The organism is Streptomyces sp. NPDC031497 (assembly GCF_055580905.1).
The window spans coordinates 41,256-55,929 of record NZ_JBVIKO010000028.1 but is presented as its reverse complement, the minus strand read 5'-3'; the positions used below and the strand labels follow the sequence as shown (position 1 = coordinate 55,929).

The 14,674-nt window shown below is 69.3% G+C and carries 13 protein-coding genes and 1 pseudogene; 7 read left to right on the top strand and 7 right to left on the bottom strand.

Annotation, left to right across the window (positions count from 1 at the left end; translation table 11 throughout):
• Nucleotides 1-16 precede the first annotated feature (16 nt).
• On the bottom strand, nucleotides 17-1,441 hold the full coding sequence (locus tag ACZ5K7_RS39525; protein ID WP_468921764.1) for an amidase: 1,425 nt from the start codon (nucleotides 1,439-1,441) through the stop codon (nucleotides 17-19).
• A gap of 225 nt (nucleotides 1,442-1,666) precedes the next feature.
• Here ACZ5K7_RS39525 and ACZ5K7_RS39520 point away from each other — a divergent pair, with 225 nt between their 5' ends.
• Together ACZ5K7_RS39520 and ACZ5K7_RS39515 are read left to right on the top strand one after the other, a co-directional pair.
• Nucleotides 1,667-3,055 carry a glycoside hydrolase family 43 protein gene (locus ACZ5K7_RS39520; RefSeq protein WP_468921763.1) on the top strand — a complete coding sequence of 463 codons (1,389 nt, stop codon included), beginning with the start codon at nucleotides 1,667-1,669 and terminating at the stop codon, nucleotides 3,053-3,055.
• A gap of 47 nt (nucleotides 3,056-3,102) precedes the next feature.
• The gene (locus ACZ5K7_RS39515) at nucleotides 3,103-3,780 is read left to right on the top strand and encodes a GAP family protein (RefSeq protein WP_468921761.1); all 678 of its coding nucleotides are present in this window, start codon (nucleotides 3,103-3,105) and stop codon (nucleotides 3,778-3,780) included.
• Between the two features lie 498 nt (nucleotides 3,781-4,278).
• Here ACZ5K7_RS39515 and ACZ5K7_RS39510 read toward each other — a convergent pair whose 3' ends face one another.
• Nucleotides 4,279-5,643, bottom strand: a complete 1,365-nt coding sequence (locus ACZ5K7_RS39510; RefSeq protein ID WP_468921758.1) for a glutamate decarboxylase — start codon at nucleotides 5,641-5,643, stop codon at nucleotides 4,279-4,281.
• On the opposite strand from ACZ5K7_RS39510, the gene ACZ5K7_RS39505 reads away from it, so the two are divergent.
• Nucleotides 5,644-5,817, top strand: coding sequence for a hypothetical protein (locus ACZ5K7_RS39505; protein ID WP_468921756.1), 174 nt, complete (start codon nucleotides 5,644-5,646; stop codon nucleotides 5,815-5,817). It abuts the gene before it with no gap.
• Here the strand turns inward: ACZ5K7_RS39505 and ACZ5K7_RS39500 are convergent.
• Complete coding sequence (locus tag ACZ5K7_RS39500; RefSeq protein WP_468921753.1) at nucleotides 5,814-5,945, bottom strand: hypothetical protein; 132 nt, start codon at nucleotides 5,943-5,945, stop codon at nucleotides 5,814-5,816. The two genes, ACZ5K7_RS39505 and ACZ5K7_RS39500, sit on opposite strands and share 4 nt — an antisense overlap.
• A 6-nt stretch (nucleotides 5,946-5,951) precedes the next feature.
• On the opposite strand from ACZ5K7_RS39500, the gene ACZ5K7_RS39495 reads away from it, so the two are divergent.
• On the top strand, nucleotides 5,952-6,452 hold the full coding sequence (locus tag ACZ5K7_RS39495) for an MFS transporter (protein WP_468921751.1): 501 nt from the start codon (nucleotides 5,952-5,954) through the stop codon (nucleotides 6,450-6,452).
• A gap of 65 nt (nucleotides 6,453-6,517) precedes the next feature.
• Here the strand turns inward: ACZ5K7_RS39495 and ACZ5K7_RS39490 are convergent, their stop codons facing one another.
• Nucleotides 6,518-6,907 carry an ArsR/SmtB family transcription factor gene (locus tag ACZ5K7_RS39490; RefSeq protein WP_351704531.1) on the bottom strand — a complete coding sequence of 130 codons (390 nt, stop codon included), beginning with the start codon at nucleotides 6,905-6,907 and terminating at the stop codon, nucleotides 6,518-6,520.
• A gap of 95 nt (nucleotides 6,908-7,002) precedes the next feature.
• Here ACZ5K7_RS39490 and ACZ5K7_RS39485 point away from each other — a divergent pair, with 95 nt between their 5' ends.
• The 3 genes from ACZ5K7_RS39485 (at nucleotide 7,003) to ACZ5K7_RS39475 (ending at nucleotide 12,054) form a co-directional block, all read left to right on the top strand.
• A complete protein-coding gene (locus ACZ5K7_RS39485) occupies nucleotides 7,003-8,994 on the top strand; it encodes a heavy metal translocating P-type ATPase (protein WP_468921748.1) in 1,992 nt (663 codons plus the stop codon).
• Nucleotides 8,991-9,398: a (2Fe-2S) ferredoxin domain-containing protein gene (locus ACZ5K7_RS39480; protein ID WP_468921745.1), complete on the top strand. Its 408-nt coding sequence runs from the start codon at nucleotides 8,991-8,993 to the stop codon at nucleotides 9,396-9,398. Before ACZ5K7_RS39485 ends, ACZ5K7_RS39480 begins: the two co-directional genes overlap by 4 nt.
• A gap of 790 nt (nucleotides 9,399-10,188) precedes the next feature.
• Nucleotides 10,189-12,054 (top strand): phosphorylase family protein, encoded by a 1,866-nt coding sequence (locus tag ACZ5K7_RS39475; protein WP_468921742.1) that lies wholly within the window; start codon nucleotides 10,189-10,191, stop codon nucleotides 12,052-12,054.
• A 40-nt stretch (nucleotides 12,055-12,094) separates the two neighbouring features.
• Here the strand turns inward: ACZ5K7_RS39475 and ACZ5K7_RS39470 are convergent.
• From ACZ5K7_RS39470 to ACZ5K7_RS39460, 3 genes and pseudogenes are all read right to left on the bottom strand, one after another.
• Nucleotides 12,095-12,379 (bottom strand): annotated as a pseudogene (locus ACZ5K7_RS39470) (transposase); the annotation flags it as partial.
• A gap of 240 nt (nucleotides 12,380-12,619) precedes the next feature.
• Nucleotides 12,620-14,407 (bottom strand): FAD-dependent oxidoreductase, encoded by a 1,788-nt coding sequence (locus ACZ5K7_RS39465; RefSeq protein ID WP_468921740.1) that lies wholly within the window; start codon nucleotides 14,405-14,407, stop codon nucleotides 12,620-12,622.
• The gene (locus tag ACZ5K7_RS39460) at nucleotides 14,407-14,670 is read right to left on the bottom strand and encodes a UBP-type zinc finger domain-containing protein (protein ID WP_351704513.1); all 264 of its coding nucleotides are present in this window, start codon (nucleotides 14,668-14,670) and stop codon (nucleotides 14,407-14,409) included. The genes ACZ5K7_RS39465 and ACZ5K7_RS39460 overlap by 1 nt, the downstream gene beginning before the upstream one ends.
• Nucleotides 14,671-14,674 lie beyond the last annotated feature (4 nt).

The window sequence follows — 14,674 nt, the reverse complement described above, 5'->3', positions numbered from 1 at the left end:
GTGCGGCGTAGGTCTGTCATGCGGCCGGCGAGTCCGTGACCATGGCCAGGGCCGGCCAGCGCTCGTGCCAGCGCAGTGTGGCCTCCAGCTGGGCGGCGACGGACACGAGCAGCGGCTCGCTGTCGGCCGGGCCCAGCAACTGCGCGCCCACCGGCAGCCCGTCACCCACGAACCCGGCGGGCACATTGACGCCCGGCCAGCCGAGCACGTTCCACGGCCAGGCATAGGGGCACGCGGCGATCATCGCTCGGTCGGTGGCGAACTGGCCCAGCTCCAGCATCGCGCCGACGCGGGGCGGGGGAGCCGCGGTGGTCGGCGCGAGGATCGCGTCGTACGTCGCGAAGAAGCCGCCGATCCTGTGCCGCAGGGCGCTCTCCGCGCGCCGGGCGGCCCGCAGCGGAGCGCCGCCGAGCAGCCGGCCCAGGCGGGCCGCCTCCAGGGTGCGCCGGTCGAGCAGGCCGGGCGCCGGTACCTCACGGACGCGTTCGGCGATCCCGACCGTGGCGCGTGGGACGAAGGTGAGCCCGATCTGACCGTAGGGCGGGTCGGCCTCCTCGACGGTGTGGCCCAACGCGGCGAGTTTCTCGGCGACTTCGAGGACCCGGGCGCGTACGTCCGGCTGGAGGCGGGCGGGCAGCGCGGTGAACGGCGGCTTCAGGGAGAGCGCGATACGCAGCCGCCCGGGGTCGCGGCCGACCGCCTCGGAGACCGTCAATTCCCTTGGCCGGTGCGGGTCCTTGGGGTGGTTGCCGCTCGCCGCGTCCAGCAGCAGGGCGGCGTCGGCGACCGTGCGGGCCAGGGTGCCGTTGACGGTGATGCCCTGGAAGGACTCGCCGTGCGGCCAGGTGGAGATACGGCCGCGCTGGGGTTTGATACCGACGAGGTGGGTCCAGGAGGCGGGTATCCGCACGGACCCGGCGCCGTCCGAGCCGAGCGCGGCCGGGACCAGCCCCGCCGCGACGGCGGCCGCCGACCCGCCCGATGACCCGCCGGGAGTGTGCTGCGGCTGCCACGGATTACGGGTGGCGCCGAAGGCAGGCCCCTCGGTGAACGGCCACTGTCCCAGCTCGCAGGTGTTGGTCTTGCCGATGATCACCGCCCCGGCCGCGCGCAGCCGTCGTACCGCTTCGCCGTCCTCCGTCGCCGACGGGAAGTCGCCCCGGCAGCCGAAGGCGGTCGGTTCGCCGGCCACGTCCGTGTCGTCCTTCACCGCGACCGGCACCCCGAGCAGCGGACGGCGCACTCCCTCGGCCAACTCCCGGTCGGCGGCGTCGGCTTCGGCGAGCGCGGCGGAAGTACGGACGATCCGGAAGGCGTTGAGGGAACCCTGGGTTGCCTCGATCCGCGCGAGACACTCCTCGACCAGCTGACGCGACGTCAACTCACCTGCCGCCAGAGCGTGTACGGACTCGGCAAGGCCCGGTGAACGGTCGTACGGCATGAGAACCCACCTCCGGAGGCATGATGCTTACCGGAGAGTAACGTCGAGTCGGGCCGTGCAGTACAGATTTCGCACAGCCGGCACCCAGTCGTGCCCCAGTCCCGTTCAAGCCATTGACGTGAACCTGCAACCTCTCCTACTTTCTGCTCGCATTCTCGAACCATGTTCGAAATGACGGACGACGGGATGTCCCTGCGTCCGCGACAAGCCCAGGGAGAGCCGCCCGTGACCACACGTCCCCCCACTCCTTCCCGCCGCACCCTGCTCCGCGCGCTGACCGCCCTGCCCGCCTCGGCCCTGGTCCTGGGCGAACTGCCCGGACTGCTCGGCACGGCCGAGGCCGCCGCGCCCGCGAGCGGCTACGCGACCCGCTACACGATCGTCCCGTTCCTCAACAGCGACGACGGCACCGTGAACGTCTACCAGTCCGACGACGCGGCCGACTTCCGCCTCCTGCAGTCCTCGGCCTACACCCCGCCGAGCAACCGCATCCGCGACGCCAGCATCTTCAAGCACACGAACGGCTACTACTACCTCACCTACACCACCCACACCTGGGAGGACGTCAGCACCACCATCGGCTTCGCCCGCAGCTCCGACCGGGTCAACTGGACGTTCCTGTACGACTACCCGGTCCCGATCACCGACCTGTCCCGTGCCTGGGCGCCGGAGTGGTTCGTGGACAGCGACGGCAGCGTCAACGTCATCGTCTCCTGCTCCACGACGGACGACGAGTGGATCTTCATCCCGTATGTCCTGACGGCCACCAACTCGGCCCTAACGGCCTGGAGTTCACCCGTTGCCCTGTCCGGTATCGGCTCGAACCACATAGACACGTACATCGTGAAGGTGGGCTCCACCTATCACGCGTTCACGAAGAACGAGACGGCGAAGTACATCGAGTACGGCACCGCCGCCAGCCTCAAGGGCCCCTACGCGATCTCCAGGACCGGCGACTGGGCGGGCTGGGGCAGCTACCGCGAGGGTCCGTCCGTGATCCAGCTCGACAACGGCGGCTGGCGGATCTTCTTCGACGGCTACGGCGACGGCACCTACTACTACAGCGACAGCTACGACACGTTCGCGACCTGGAGCACGCCCACGGCCCTGCCCACGCTCTCCGGCACGGCCCGTCACTTCACGGTGATCAAGGAGACGGTGTCGGGCGGCACATCGGTGACGAAGAACGCGACCCGCTCCTTCCAGTCCGTCAACTACACGACGAGGTACTGGGAGGAGCAGTCCGCCCTCCTCAACCTCCCGGTCGTGACCGGGTCCAGCGCCGCCGCGGACAAGCAGGCGGCGACCTTCACGGTCGTCGCGGGCCTGGCGGACTCCAACGGCTACTCGTTCCGTGACGCGTCGGGCAACTATCTTCGGCACTACGACTTCCGGGGCCGGTTCGATGCGAACGACGGCACGACGACGTTCGCGCAGGACGCCACGTTCGTCGCCCGCACGGGCACGATCAGCGGCTCGGTGCGCTTCGAGTCGTACAACTACCCCGGTTACTACCTGCGCCACTACAACTACCAACTCCGCGTATCCCTCGCGGACGGCACGGACCTGTTCCGCCAGGACAGCTCGTTCGTTCCGGTGGCACCCTGGGGCTGACCTGCACCGCTGCTGATAGTCGCTCTGACCCCCACCTGGAGGCAGTCATGGGCAAAGTTCTCGGTGACATACTGGGTTTCGCGGCCGCCGTCGCGATCAGCCCGCTCCCGATCATCGCCATCATCCTCATCCTCGCCACGCCTCGGGGACGCCTCAACGGCCCCCTCTTCACCATCGGCTGGATCCTGGGACTTTCGGCGCTGGGCGCGGTCATGCTGGCGATCGCTTCCCCCGCAGGTGCCTCCGCACACAATCACCCGGCCACCTGGGTGGGAGCCCTCAAGCTCGCTCTGGGCGTGCTCCTCGTGGTCTTCGGCACCCGGCAGTGGCACCGGCGTCCAAAGGATCCCTCACAAGCCCAGTTGCCGAAGTGGATGGGCGCGATCGACCGTCTCACGCCGGTCAAGGTCTTCGGACTCGGACTGGCCCTGGCTGCGCTGAACGCCAAGAACGCTCCGCTGACCATCGCCGCTGCCGCCTCCATTGGCTCAGCCGGACTGCCGGTCGGGCAGCAGGTCGCATCGCTGGCAATCTTCGTCGTGATCGCCACCCTCGGCCTGCTGGCCCCACTGGGGGTCTTTCTTCTGGGGGGAGAGCGAGCCAAGACCACACTCGGCAACTGGAAAGACTGGGCAGCCCAGCACAACGTTGCCGTGATGGCCGTCCTGTTCTTCGTTCTAGGGTTGAAACTGCTCGGAGACGGCATCTCCATCCTCACCTCCTGACAGGTTCACTCGCGTCGCCGTGTGGCTCGCTCACAGACGTGCAATAGAGAAGGCCGGCGAATGGGCGAGTCAAGCGCCGCTGGGTGCACTCAGTAGCCGAAGAAGTGAAGGGCCGGGTCTTTGACCTGCTGCCATGTAACCGATCAACTCTGCGACCTGCGACGTAGCGTCGGTGGTTGTCAGAGTTGGCCGTCGTTGAGTGCCCTCGCACGGCCCAGGAACGGTCCAGACGTGATCACGCCGGTGCCGCTCCTGGCGCGTGCAGTCGAACTCTCACCTGGTGGTTGTGCTCAGCGTGCCCGATGACCTCACCGTGAATGCGGGCGCCACAGCGTTCGGAACTCCGTCGACGTGGACGCCGCTGGGCTCCTCAACTGACCGCGGCTGACCGTTCGATCTGGCAGGTATCTGGCACGCGCAGCAGATCTACCGGAGGCAGGGTTCGCGGTGGAGTCGTCCTCAGATCCGGCAGGTGTGTGCGACCGGGGCGGAGGTGCGTCAGTAGCCGGTGCCGCGCTTGACCTGGGCTCGCTCGTTCCCGTGGGTCGCACCCTTGTCGTCCAAAGTGCGACACGCGTCGGCGATGTCCTGGGTCAGGCGGTCGATCTGCTCGCGGCTCAGGGTCTCCTTGACCAGGGCACGCAGGATCTTCACCTGGTCCGCGTTGGGCGGGAGCGTGTACGCCGGCACCATCCAGCCGCGCTCGGCCGAGAGTTGCCAGGCGACGTCGGACTCGTCGTAGGCGTGTTTGCCGGCGAGACGGAAAGCGACCAGCGGCAGCTGCTCGAGGCCGTTCCCGATCACTTCGAAGCGGCCGCTGCTGCGCAGGTTGTCCGCCAACGCGTGGGCGTTCTCCTGCAGCATCTTCATGACGTAGGTGTAGCCCTGGCGACCGAGCCGGACGAAGTTGTAGTACTGGGCGAGCACCATCGACGCGCCGGTGGAGAAGTTCAGCGTGAACGTCGCGTCGGTCTTGCCCAAGTAGTTCTCGTGGAACACGAGGTCGTTGGGCAGGTCGGACTCCTCGCGGAAGACCAGCCAGCCGATGCCGGGGTAGACCAGGCCGTACTTGTGTCCCGAGACGTTGATGGAACGGACCTGCTCGAGCCGGAAGTCCCATTTCGAGTCCGGGTAGAGGAAGGGCCACACGAATGCGCCGCTGGCTCCGTCAACGTGGATCGGGATGTCGAGGTCCCGCTCCTTGCGGACGTCCCGCAGGAGCTTGTCGATCCCGACGACGTCGTCCTTGTGGCCGGTGAACGTGGTGCCGAGGACGGCGACGACGCCGATCGTGTTCTCGTCGAGGTGGGGCTCCACGTCCTCCGGGCCGATCGTGTACTTGTCCTCGGCAAGCGGCACGATCCGTGGCTCGACGTCGAAGTAGCGGCAGAACTTCTCCCACACGACGTGGACGTCCCCGCCGAAGATCAAGTTGGGTCGGTCGACCGACAGATTGGCCGCCTGGCGGCGCTCCCGCCACTTCCACTTCAGCGACAGCGCCCCGAGCATGATCGCCTCGGACGAGCCCTGGGTCCGACATCCGGTTGTCCTGCCCGGTGCGTGGAAGAGGTCGGCGAGCATACGCACGCAACGCTGCTCGATCTCGGCGGAAATCGGGTACTCCGCGTGGTCGATGAAATTGCGGTGGAGATTCTCGGCGATGATCCGTTGCGCCTCAGGCTCCATCCAAGTGGTGACAAACGTGGCGAGGTTGCGCTGCGGGTCACCCTCCATGGCGAGGTCCACATCCAGCAGCCTCATGGCGTCCGTCGCGGCCATGCCCTCCTCGGGGAAGGTCTCCGAGGGAGCGGGCACGGTCAGGAATCGGTTACCGAACAGGGCCATATCGTCACGCTTAGTCATATGACGATTCAAACAGCGCCAGTGCCTGCCTCGACGAGGGACACGCCGAGACGGAAACGGCTAGCCGACGACAGCAAGAACAGCGAGGACAGTGAAGAGGCGGTGCTCCAGGCCACCCGCATCACCCTGTGTCTGCTGGCCCAGCGTATCGGGCAGCTCACCGAACAGATCTAGGACTTGGAAGGCCACTGGCCCGGCTCGTGGAACGCCACGCCCCGCAGCTCCTCACGGCGGTGGGCCTCGGTCCGGACGGCGTCCGCACGCCTCAGGCGCACCGACACGATCGGGAGATCGTCTTCCATGCGCCCATGATGCCGGTCTCAGGCGCTGCGATCCACCTGGGCACGGTGGCCACCGGCGCTGCCGTGTCGGTCTTGGCCGTCAGCGCCGCCCTCGTCCAGCCGTGGGCCGGGCGTGCCCTGGATGACGGACGGATCACCACCCGCACCGGACTGGGCACGGGCCTTGCCCTCACGGCCGTCGGAATGGTCTGCGCGATCCTTCCGGGCCTGGCCGGGTTGCTGTCCGCCGCTGTTCTGATCGGCACCGGCACCGGTCTGATCACCCCGCTTGGCTTCGCCGCCCTGGCCGCCGCTACCCCTCAAGAGCGTCTCGGTCAGACCATGGGCTCGGCCGAACTCGGCCGTGAACTCGGCGACGCGGGTGGCCCACTGGTGGTCGCCGCCATCGCCACCACAACCACCCTCACCTACGGTTACGCTGCCCTGGCTCTCCTCCTGGCCCTCGCACCGTTCGCCATACTCGCCCGGCGCTGCGACGCACCTCCCGCTCCCACGCCCCCGGCCTGAGCCGGACACGGCCTGCTCCTCCTCCCGTCGTCGTCTTCAGGCTGCGCCGATGGTCCCGAAGGTCGCTACCGCCGGACCGAGGCCGGCGCTGTTTCGGCCGCGGGGGCGTCGCGCAGGCCGAGGCGCAGGTGCTCGACGTGGAAGAGGGCCTGTTCCAGGAGTTCGGCGACGTGGTTGTCGTAAAGCGCGTAGACGATGGAACGGCCGCGGCGTTCTCCGGTGACGAGTCCGAGGTTGCGCAGCAGGCGGAGCTGGTGGGAGCAGGCGGAGGCTTCCATGCCGACGGCTTCGGCGAGGTCGCCGACCGCGCAGGGGCCTTCCTGGAGGCGGGCCAGGATGTACAGGCGCGAGGGGGTGGCCAGGGCCTGGAGGGTGGCGGCGACGTCGGTGGCCCCTGCCGCGTCCAGGCGCTCGCGGGGGGTGGCGTGGTTCTTGTCGTCGGCTCCGTGACCCATGGCGTCCATCCTACCGGTCACATGTGAAGACCTGTTCAGATGTTCCTGTACGGTGGATGTGTCGCCGTCTTCCGCCCTGAAGGGGTTGTTTTGTCATGCCTTCCGCCTTGCTCCAGCGGCCCGGACGGGTCGCCCCGGCCGCCTCGCGTACGGCACCGAAGCGGCGTACGCGGGTGTTCGCCCTGGCCGAGGCACGCTGGGCCGCCGCGGCGCTGGTGCTGTTCCTCATGGCGCTGCCGCTCCAACTGACCGGCGCGCCCGCCTGGGCGTGGGGCCCGCTGTACGCCGCCGCCTACGTCACCGGCGGGTGGGAACCGGCCTGGGCGGGGCTGACGGCGCTGCGGGAGAAGACCCTGGATGTGGATCTGCTGATGATCGTGGCCGCGATCGGTGCGGCCTCGATCGGGCAGGTGATGGACGGTGCACTGCTGATCGTCATCTTCGCGACCTCGGGCGCTCTGGAGGCGCTGGCCACCGCCCGCACTCAGGACGCGGTGCGCGGTCTGCTCGACCTGGCCCCAGCCACCGCGACCCGGCTGGCCGATGACGGGACAGAGGAGAACGTCGCGACCGAGGACCTGGTGGTCGGCGACATCGTCCTGATCCGGCCCGGGGAGCGGGTCGGCGCGGACGGCCGGGTGCTGGAGGGGGCCAGCGAGGTCGACCAGACCACCATCACCGGCGAGCCGCTGCCGGTCGCGAAGGGGGCCGGTGACGAGGTCTTCGCCGGCACTGTGAACGGCACCGGGGTCCTGCAGGTCAAGGTCGAGCGGGACCCTTCGGACTCGGTGATCGCCCGGATCGTGGCCATGGTCGAGGAAGCTTCCGAGACCAAGGCGCCCACCCAGCTGTTCATCGAGAAGGTGGAGCAGCGCTACAGCCTCGGCATGGTCTTCGCGACCCTGGCCGTCTTTCTGATCCCTCTCGCGTTCGGTGCGGACCTCACCGGCTCGCTGCTGCGGGCGATGACCTTCATGATCGTGGCCTCGCCGTGCGCGGTGGTCCTGGCGACGATGCCGCCCCTGCTCTCGGCCATCGCCAACGCCGGACGCCACGGCGTCCTGGTGAAGTCCGCCGTCGTCATGGAGCGTCTCGGGCAGGTCGACGCGGCCGCACTCGACAAGACCGGCACCCTCACCCAGGGCACCCCCCGCGTCACCGACATCCGCCCCCTGCCCGGCTCCGGCCTGCACGAGGACACCCTGCTCGCCCTCGCGGCAGCCGTCGAGCACCCCAGCGAACACCCCCTGGCCCGCGCCGTCGTCGACGCCGCCCGCACTCGGGGCCTGGCCATCACCGGCATGCGGGACTTCACCTCCACCCCCGGCGTCGGTGTCACCGCCACCGTCGACGGCCACACCGTCGCGGTCGGCGCCCCCGCCCCCCTCCTCGACGACAGCCACGACACCTGCTCGGTCCGCGCCGCCGAGGTCGCGGCCGACCTGGAGAACGGCGGCCGCACAGCCGTCCTGGTCCTGCGCGACGGCGCCCCGGCCGGCGTGCTGGGCCTCGCCGACCGGCTACGTCCCGACGCTGCCGCGACCGTCGCCGCCCTGACCACCCTGACCGGCAGCACCCCGGTGCTCGTGACCGGCGACAACCCGCGCGCCGCCGCCCGCCTGGCCGCCGAGGTCGGCATCACCGGCGACGACGTCCACGCCGCCCTCCTGCCGCAGGAGAAAGTCGAAGCCGTACAGCGCCTTCAAGCCCACGGGCGCAAGGTGCTGGTCATCGGTGACGGCGTCAACGACGCCCCCGCCCTGGCCGCCGCCCACACCGGCATCGCCATGGGCCGCGCCGGATCCGACCTCGCCCTGCAAACCGCCGACGCCGTCATCGTCCGCGACGAACTCGCCACCGTCCCCACCGTCGTGAACCTGTCCCGCACCGCCCGCCGCCTGGTGGTGCAGAACCTCCTCATCGCCGCAGTGTTCATCTCCGGCCTGGTCATCTGGGACCTGGCGGGTCACCTGCCGCTGCCCCTGGGCGTGCTCGGCCACGAGGGATCGACCGTCATCGTCGGCCTCAACGGACTGCGGCTGCTGCGCGACGCCGCATGGAACCGCGCCGCAAAGGACCTGCGGTGAGCCGCCGGACCAAGAAGGCCGCCCCCACGCCGGGGGCGGCCCGGCCCACCGTCACCGTCTGCCGCGGCTGCTGCTGCGGCTCCCCGGCCAAGGTGCCGCGCCTGGACCACGAAGCCCAGATCACCGACCTGCGCACCCAGCTGGCAGGAGTGGCGATGGTGCGGCGAACCGACTGCCTCGACGCGTGCGAACGCGCCAACGTCATCGTCATCCAGCCCTCCGCCGAAGGCCGTAAAGCCGGCGGACGCCCGGTCTGGCTCGGGCAGGTCAACGACCCCGGAGCCATTGCCGACATCACCGCCTGGGTCAAGAACGGCGGCCCCGGCCTCGCCGAGACGCCCGACATCCTCGACCTCTACACCTTCCAGCCCTCCCGACGCATCCGCCACGAACTCGAAGACTGACCGGCGCCTGGCCGGGTGCTGTCGCATCCGGCCGGAGCGGAAGCCTCCGGGGCCATGGCGGGCCCTCACGACGCACCCGCACCGTCCGGTGCGCCGGATCCAGGTCATCGGTCCGCGGCGAGCACCACCTGTGCAGCGGGACATGAAGGCGTCACGTGCGCCAGTGGCAGACGATGCGTGACCACGGCGTCATACGGCTCGTTCCTCGATCGTGAAGACCACGCTGATCAAGCTCGCGACCACGTCCGCGATGGCCCTCGTCGTCACTGCGACCGCCGCGATCCCCGCCCAAGCAGCGCCCCGCCACCCCGTCCCATCCTCGCCCGCACCTAGCCCCCGAACCATCTGCAAAGTCAGCGGCGTCCTCGGGTGGATCGGGGGCATGATCGGCGGCAATGACGTGTGCGGCGACAACTACGACGGCATGCCCGCCACCGCCACGACTACTACGACGACACGTTCCCCGAAAGTCTCTAACTGAGAGAGCGCCCGGCGATCACCGGGCTCGCCGTCCAGATCCTCCTGTACGCAGGGATGCTCGGTACAGGAACGGAAACGGCTGAGGTAGTGGGTCCGTGTTCTGCCGATCCGCGGCGGGCATTGCCGGCCCTCCTGGCGACGGACCCCGTCGCGCATCCCACGTGTCCGGCATGCCCGCCCGCGATCCCCTGCCTGACGGACTGGCTCCAGCAAGTCCCCGCATTCACCACGGAACTGCATATTCCGCCATGGATGTGCTTTACGGTGAACTCTGTACCCACGCGAGAGAAGAACGGTCGAGGCTGGTCACGTGGCAGACACCGCTCCCCCCACCGCGGTCATCCTCACCGCCCTGTCTGTGGAGTATGACGCCGTACGGGAACACCTCACCGACGCCAGGACTCTCGTGCACCCCTCCGGCACCCGCGTTGAACGCGGCCGGCTCCCCGGAACCCCCTGGTATGTCGCCCTCGCCGAGATCGGTGAGGGCACCCTCACCGCAGCCGCCCTTACCGAACGGGTCAACTCCTGGCTCGCTCCGCAAGTCCTCTTCTTTGTGGGTGTCGCGGGTGGCCTCAAAGACGACATCAACATCGGCGACGTCGTGGTGGCGACCAAGGTGTACGGCATTCACGGGGGCAAGCAGACCCCGGAGGGCTTCCGTGCACGTCCCGAGGTCTGGCACGCCTCCCACCGCCTGGAACAGGTCGCCCGTCACGCCCTGCGTGGCGCCGAGTACCAGGCCCACTTCAAGCCGATCGCCGTCGGGGATGTCATCCTCGCCGACGCCGGGTCCGCGATCGCCCGCCACATCCACGAGCACTACAACGACGCCGCCGCCATCGAGATGGAAGGCGCCGGCGTCGCCCAAGCTGCCCACCTCACCGGCACCTTGGACACACTGATCATCCGGGGCATCAGTGACAAGGCCGACCCGGACAAAAGCAAGCGGGACGCAGAAGGCTCCCAGCCTCAGGCTGCCAAGAGCGCAGCTGCGGCCGCCATCGCCATTCTCTGCAAACTGATACCGACCGACGCCGCCGATATCCCAGCGCGGGCAGTCGCTGGACGGTGGTCCCTGCTGGACCGGCGCATGCTGCTGAACGCCATCGGTGTCTTCGGGCTGGCTGTCGCCGACACCATCTTGACGTTTCCCGGCCGTCCTGCCGACCCGGCGGCGGCTTCGGACCCCGGTGCCCCCAGCAACGCGTTGAGCACGGCGGCGATGGCCCCGTTGGGACACCCGCTCATCGGCCACACCGACCGTGTCTACTCGGTGACCTTCCGGCCGGGCGGGCGTGTCCTGGCCAGTGGCAGTGCCGACCAGACGCTCAGGTTCTGGGACCTGGCCGATCCCTTGCGCCCCAAGCCGATCGGCTCCCCCGTCTCCGGCCATACCGACACGGTCTATTCGGTGGTCTTCCACCCCGAGGGGAACCTTCTGGCTGACGCGAGCGCCGATCAGAAGGTCCGGCTGCTGAACGTGGCCGACCCGGCCAAGCCGGTCCTCCTCAGCCACCCGATCACCGGCAATACCGACGCCGTCTTCTCGGTAGCCTTCAGCCCCAGCGGGGAATTGCTGGCCGGCGGTAGCGGGGACCGCGCGATCCGCCTGTGGAAACTCACCGACCCCGCGCACCCCGAACTCATCGGCAAACCCGTCTTCGGGCATACCGATGCCGTCCTGTCGGTAGCGTTCAGCCACGACGAGAGCGTCATGGGCAGTGGCGGCTCCGACCACGCGGTCCGGCTATGGAACGTGGCCGACCCTCTGGCTCCCATCGGCCCGGCCCTGCCCGGCCACACCGACCGCGTCTACAGTGTGACGTTCAGTCCGAACGGCCACCTGCTGGCCAGCGGCAGCGGCGACCGCACGATCCGCCTGTGGAAGGTCACCGACCCCGCGGACCCGGTGCTCCTCGGTAGCGCCACCGGACACGGGGACGCCGTCAACACCGTCGCCTTCAGCCCCGACGGAGGTATCCTGGCCAGCGGCAGCAGCGACAACACGATCCGCCTGTGGCGCGTGACCGACTCCGCCGGCCCAGCCCCCATCGGGCACCCCCTCACCGGTCACCGCGGCGCCGTCTACGCCGTGGCCTTCAGCCCGGACGGAAACCTGCTGGCCAGCGGCAGTGCCGATCAGACGATCCGACTGTGGAAACTCACCCGCTGAACGACCAGCCGTCTCCTACTGCCCAGCCTTGGGTCCGTCTTTATGCGGATCTTGCCCAGAGCAGGAGTGACGCGAGTGTGACCGCCGCTTCGTAAGAGGTGGCGGTCTTTTCGTATCGGGTGGCGATGTCGCGGAAGCCCTTGAGTCGGTTGAAGCAGCGCTCAACGATGTTGCGTCGGTGGTAGAGCTGCCGGTCGAACGCCGGCGGTCGCCCGCCGCGGCGGCCCCGGTTGTGCCGGTGACGTCGCTGGTCGGTTGTTTCCGGGATGGTGTGCACGATGCCGAGTCGATGCAGGTAGGCGCGGAAGCCTCGGGAGATGTAGGCCTAATAGGCGCTGTGGCTTGGCAGTTGCCGGTCCTGGCAGGGCCCGGGTGAACACGCCGGCTAGGGCGTGACGGCGGAAGGGGGTGTAGACGGTCCACCATGGGCGCCGCGCCAAGTGGGCAGTATGGCAGCCTTCTTGCTGGGCCTCCCCGTCTCCTTGGCGGCGAACGTGGGGCCCGTTCCTGCGTCATCGCTGTCCGTGACCGCGTCAGATCCCGCAGGTCCCGCATCGCCTGGGCGTCATGCGAGCCAAGCGGATTCCTTCGAACGGGTGTGCGGTGAGTTGTCGGTGCCGCCGTGCGCGGCCGTGCGGCCCAGGTAGCGGTGCACGAAGTGGATGCTCATCGCGCCTTCGCCGACCGCGGAGGCCACCCGCTTCACCGAGCCGCTACGGACGTCCCCTACCGCGAAGACCCCGGGCAGGCTGGTCTCCAGGGTCATGCACGAGCGCCCTCGGCCGTGCCACACCTCGGGGCAGGCGCAGGCTTCCTGGGCCTCCGGGCCGGTGAGGACGAAACCGCGGGAGTCGAGGGCGATGATGCCGGCGAGCCACTTGGTGTGGGGGTCGGCGCCGGTGAAGACGAACAGGCTCCGTACCGCGAGTCGGCGGTGCCCGCCCGTGCGGTTGTCGACCACGTCGAGCTCCTCCAGCACCTCCTGGCCGATGACCTCGGTGACCTCGGTGTGCAGCATGACGTCCACCCGCGGATGGCGCTCGACCTGGTCGACCAGGTAGCGGGACATGCTGGCCTCAAGGCTGGGTCCTCGGACCAGCAGGTGCACCTTCGGCGCGAACCCGGCGAGGAACAGCACCGCCTGGCCCGCCGAGTTGCCGCCGCCGACGACGGCCACCGGGTCGGTGCGGCACTGCTGGGCCTCGTAGACGGTCGCCGAGTAGTGGACGCTCGTTCCCTCCAGGCGTTCGATGCCGGGCACCTGGAGCCGGCGGTAGCGGGCACCCGTGGCCAGGACGACGGCGCGGGCGGCGATCTCGCTGCCGTCGGCGAACGCCACCACGTAGTGGTCCTCGTCCTTGGGATGGAGACCGGTCGCCTCCAGCGGAATGCTGATCCTGGCGCCGAACTTGTCGGCCTGGAGCACGGCGCGTTCGGTGAGTTCGGCGCCGGAGATGCCGGCGGGGAAGCCGAGCAGGTTCTCGATGCGGGACGACGTGCCGGCCTGGCCGCCGGTGGCCATCGCCTCCACCACGGTGGTGCTCAGGCCCTCGGAGGCGGCGTACACCGCGGCGGCGAGGCCGCCGGGTCCGGAGCCGACGATGAGGACGTCGCCGTGACGGTTTCCGGCGGGCAGTGACGGCAGGCCGATGAGCCGGGCCAGTTCCGCGTTGCTGGGGTTGCGCAACAGGGTGGTGTTCCGCCAGATGACGAGCGGTGTCTCCTCCGGGCCGACGCCGAAGCGGCGCAGCAGGTCCTCGGCCTCCTCGTCGGTCTCCAGGTCGATCCAGCGGTGCGGCAGCCGGTTGCGGATGGCGAACTCGCGCAGGCGCCGGGTGTCGGGCGAGTAGCGCGAGCCGATGATGCGGAAGCCGGCGCCCTGTCCGACGAGCAGCGCGCGACGGCCCAGACAGGCGCGCAGCACGACGTCCCCGATGGTGGAGTCCTGGGACACCAGGTGGCGCAATCGGTCCAAGGCGACGACGAGAACCTCGCCCGGCTCCCTGGCGACAGCGGTGTAGAAGGCCACCTGCCCGTGCAGCAGCCCGAGTTCGCCGATGAAGCGACCGGGGCCGTGCACGCGCAGCACGTGTTCCTCGGGAGTGCCGTAGTCCTCGAGGACGGCGACGGTACCGCTGAGGACGACGAAGAACGTCTCGCAGCGCTCCCCCTCCTGGATCAGCACGTCGTTCGGAGCCATGCTCCGGCGTTGCCCGTGCTCCGCCAGACGTGCTGTCTGGTCCTCCGTGAGGCGCGGATACGCGCCGTAGATGTCCGGGGTCTCCCAGAAGACGGCCTCGTCCGCTTCCTCCGGCACCGGTTCTCCGCCCGGCAGCGACTGGTCGCCGGACATCAGACGAACGCCTCGTGAACGTAGCACCAGCGCCAATCCTCGCCGGGCTGGAACGACTGCACGATCGGATGGACGACGGCAGCCGCGTGCTTACGTGCGTGCTTGTTCGGCGAGGAGTCACAGCAGCCGACGTGCCCGCAGGTCAGACAGAGCCTCAGGTGGACCCACGGGGAGCCGAGCAGCAGACACTCCTGACACCCTTCTGGGGTCAGCGGCTGGACCGGCCGGACGAGCGCGAGGTGGGGGTCTGCGTGCAGGGTCATCCGG

Coding starts and splice junctions, on each gene's coding strand:
- ACZ5K7_RS39465 (WP_468921740.1), bottom strand. CDS start 14,407: ATGTCCGGCGACCAGTCGCTGCCGGGCGGAGAACCGGTGCCGGAGGAA.
- ACZ5K7_RS39515 (WP_468921761.1), top strand. CDS start 3,103: ATGGGCAAAGTTCTCGGTGACATACTGGGTTTCGCGGCCGCCGTCGCG.
- ACZ5K7_RS39485 (WP_468921748.1), top strand. CDS start 7,003: ATGCCTTCCGCCTTGCTCCAGCGGCCCGGACGGGTCGCCCCGGCCGCC.
- ACZ5K7_RS39505 (WP_468921756.1), top strand. CDS start 5,644: ATGACGATTCAAACAGCGCCAGTGCCTGCCTCGACGAGGGACACGCCG.
- ACZ5K7_RS39500 (WP_468921753.1), bottom strand. CDS start 5,945: ATGGAAGACGATCTCCCGATCGTGTCGGTGCGCCTGAGGCGTGCGGAC.
- ACZ5K7_RS39495 (WP_468921751.1), top strand. CDS start 5,952: ATGATGCCGGTCTCAGGCGCTGCGATCCACCTGGGCACGGTGGCCACC.
- ACZ5K7_RS39510 (WP_468921758.1), bottom strand. CDS start 5,643: ATGACTAAGCGTGACGATATGGCCCTGTTCGGTAACCGATTCCTGACC.
- ACZ5K7_RS39525 (WP_468921764.1), bottom strand. CDS start 1,441: ATGCCGTACGACCGTTCACCGGGCCTTGCCGAGTCCGTACACGCTCTG.
- ACZ5K7_RS39490 (WP_351704531.1), bottom strand. CDS start 6,907: ATGGGTCACGGAGCCGACGACAAGAACCACGCCACCCCCCGCGAGCGC.
- ACZ5K7_RS39460 (WP_351704513.1), bottom strand. CDS start 14,670: ATGACCCTGCACGCAGACCCCCACCTCGCGCTCGTCCGGCCGGTCCAG.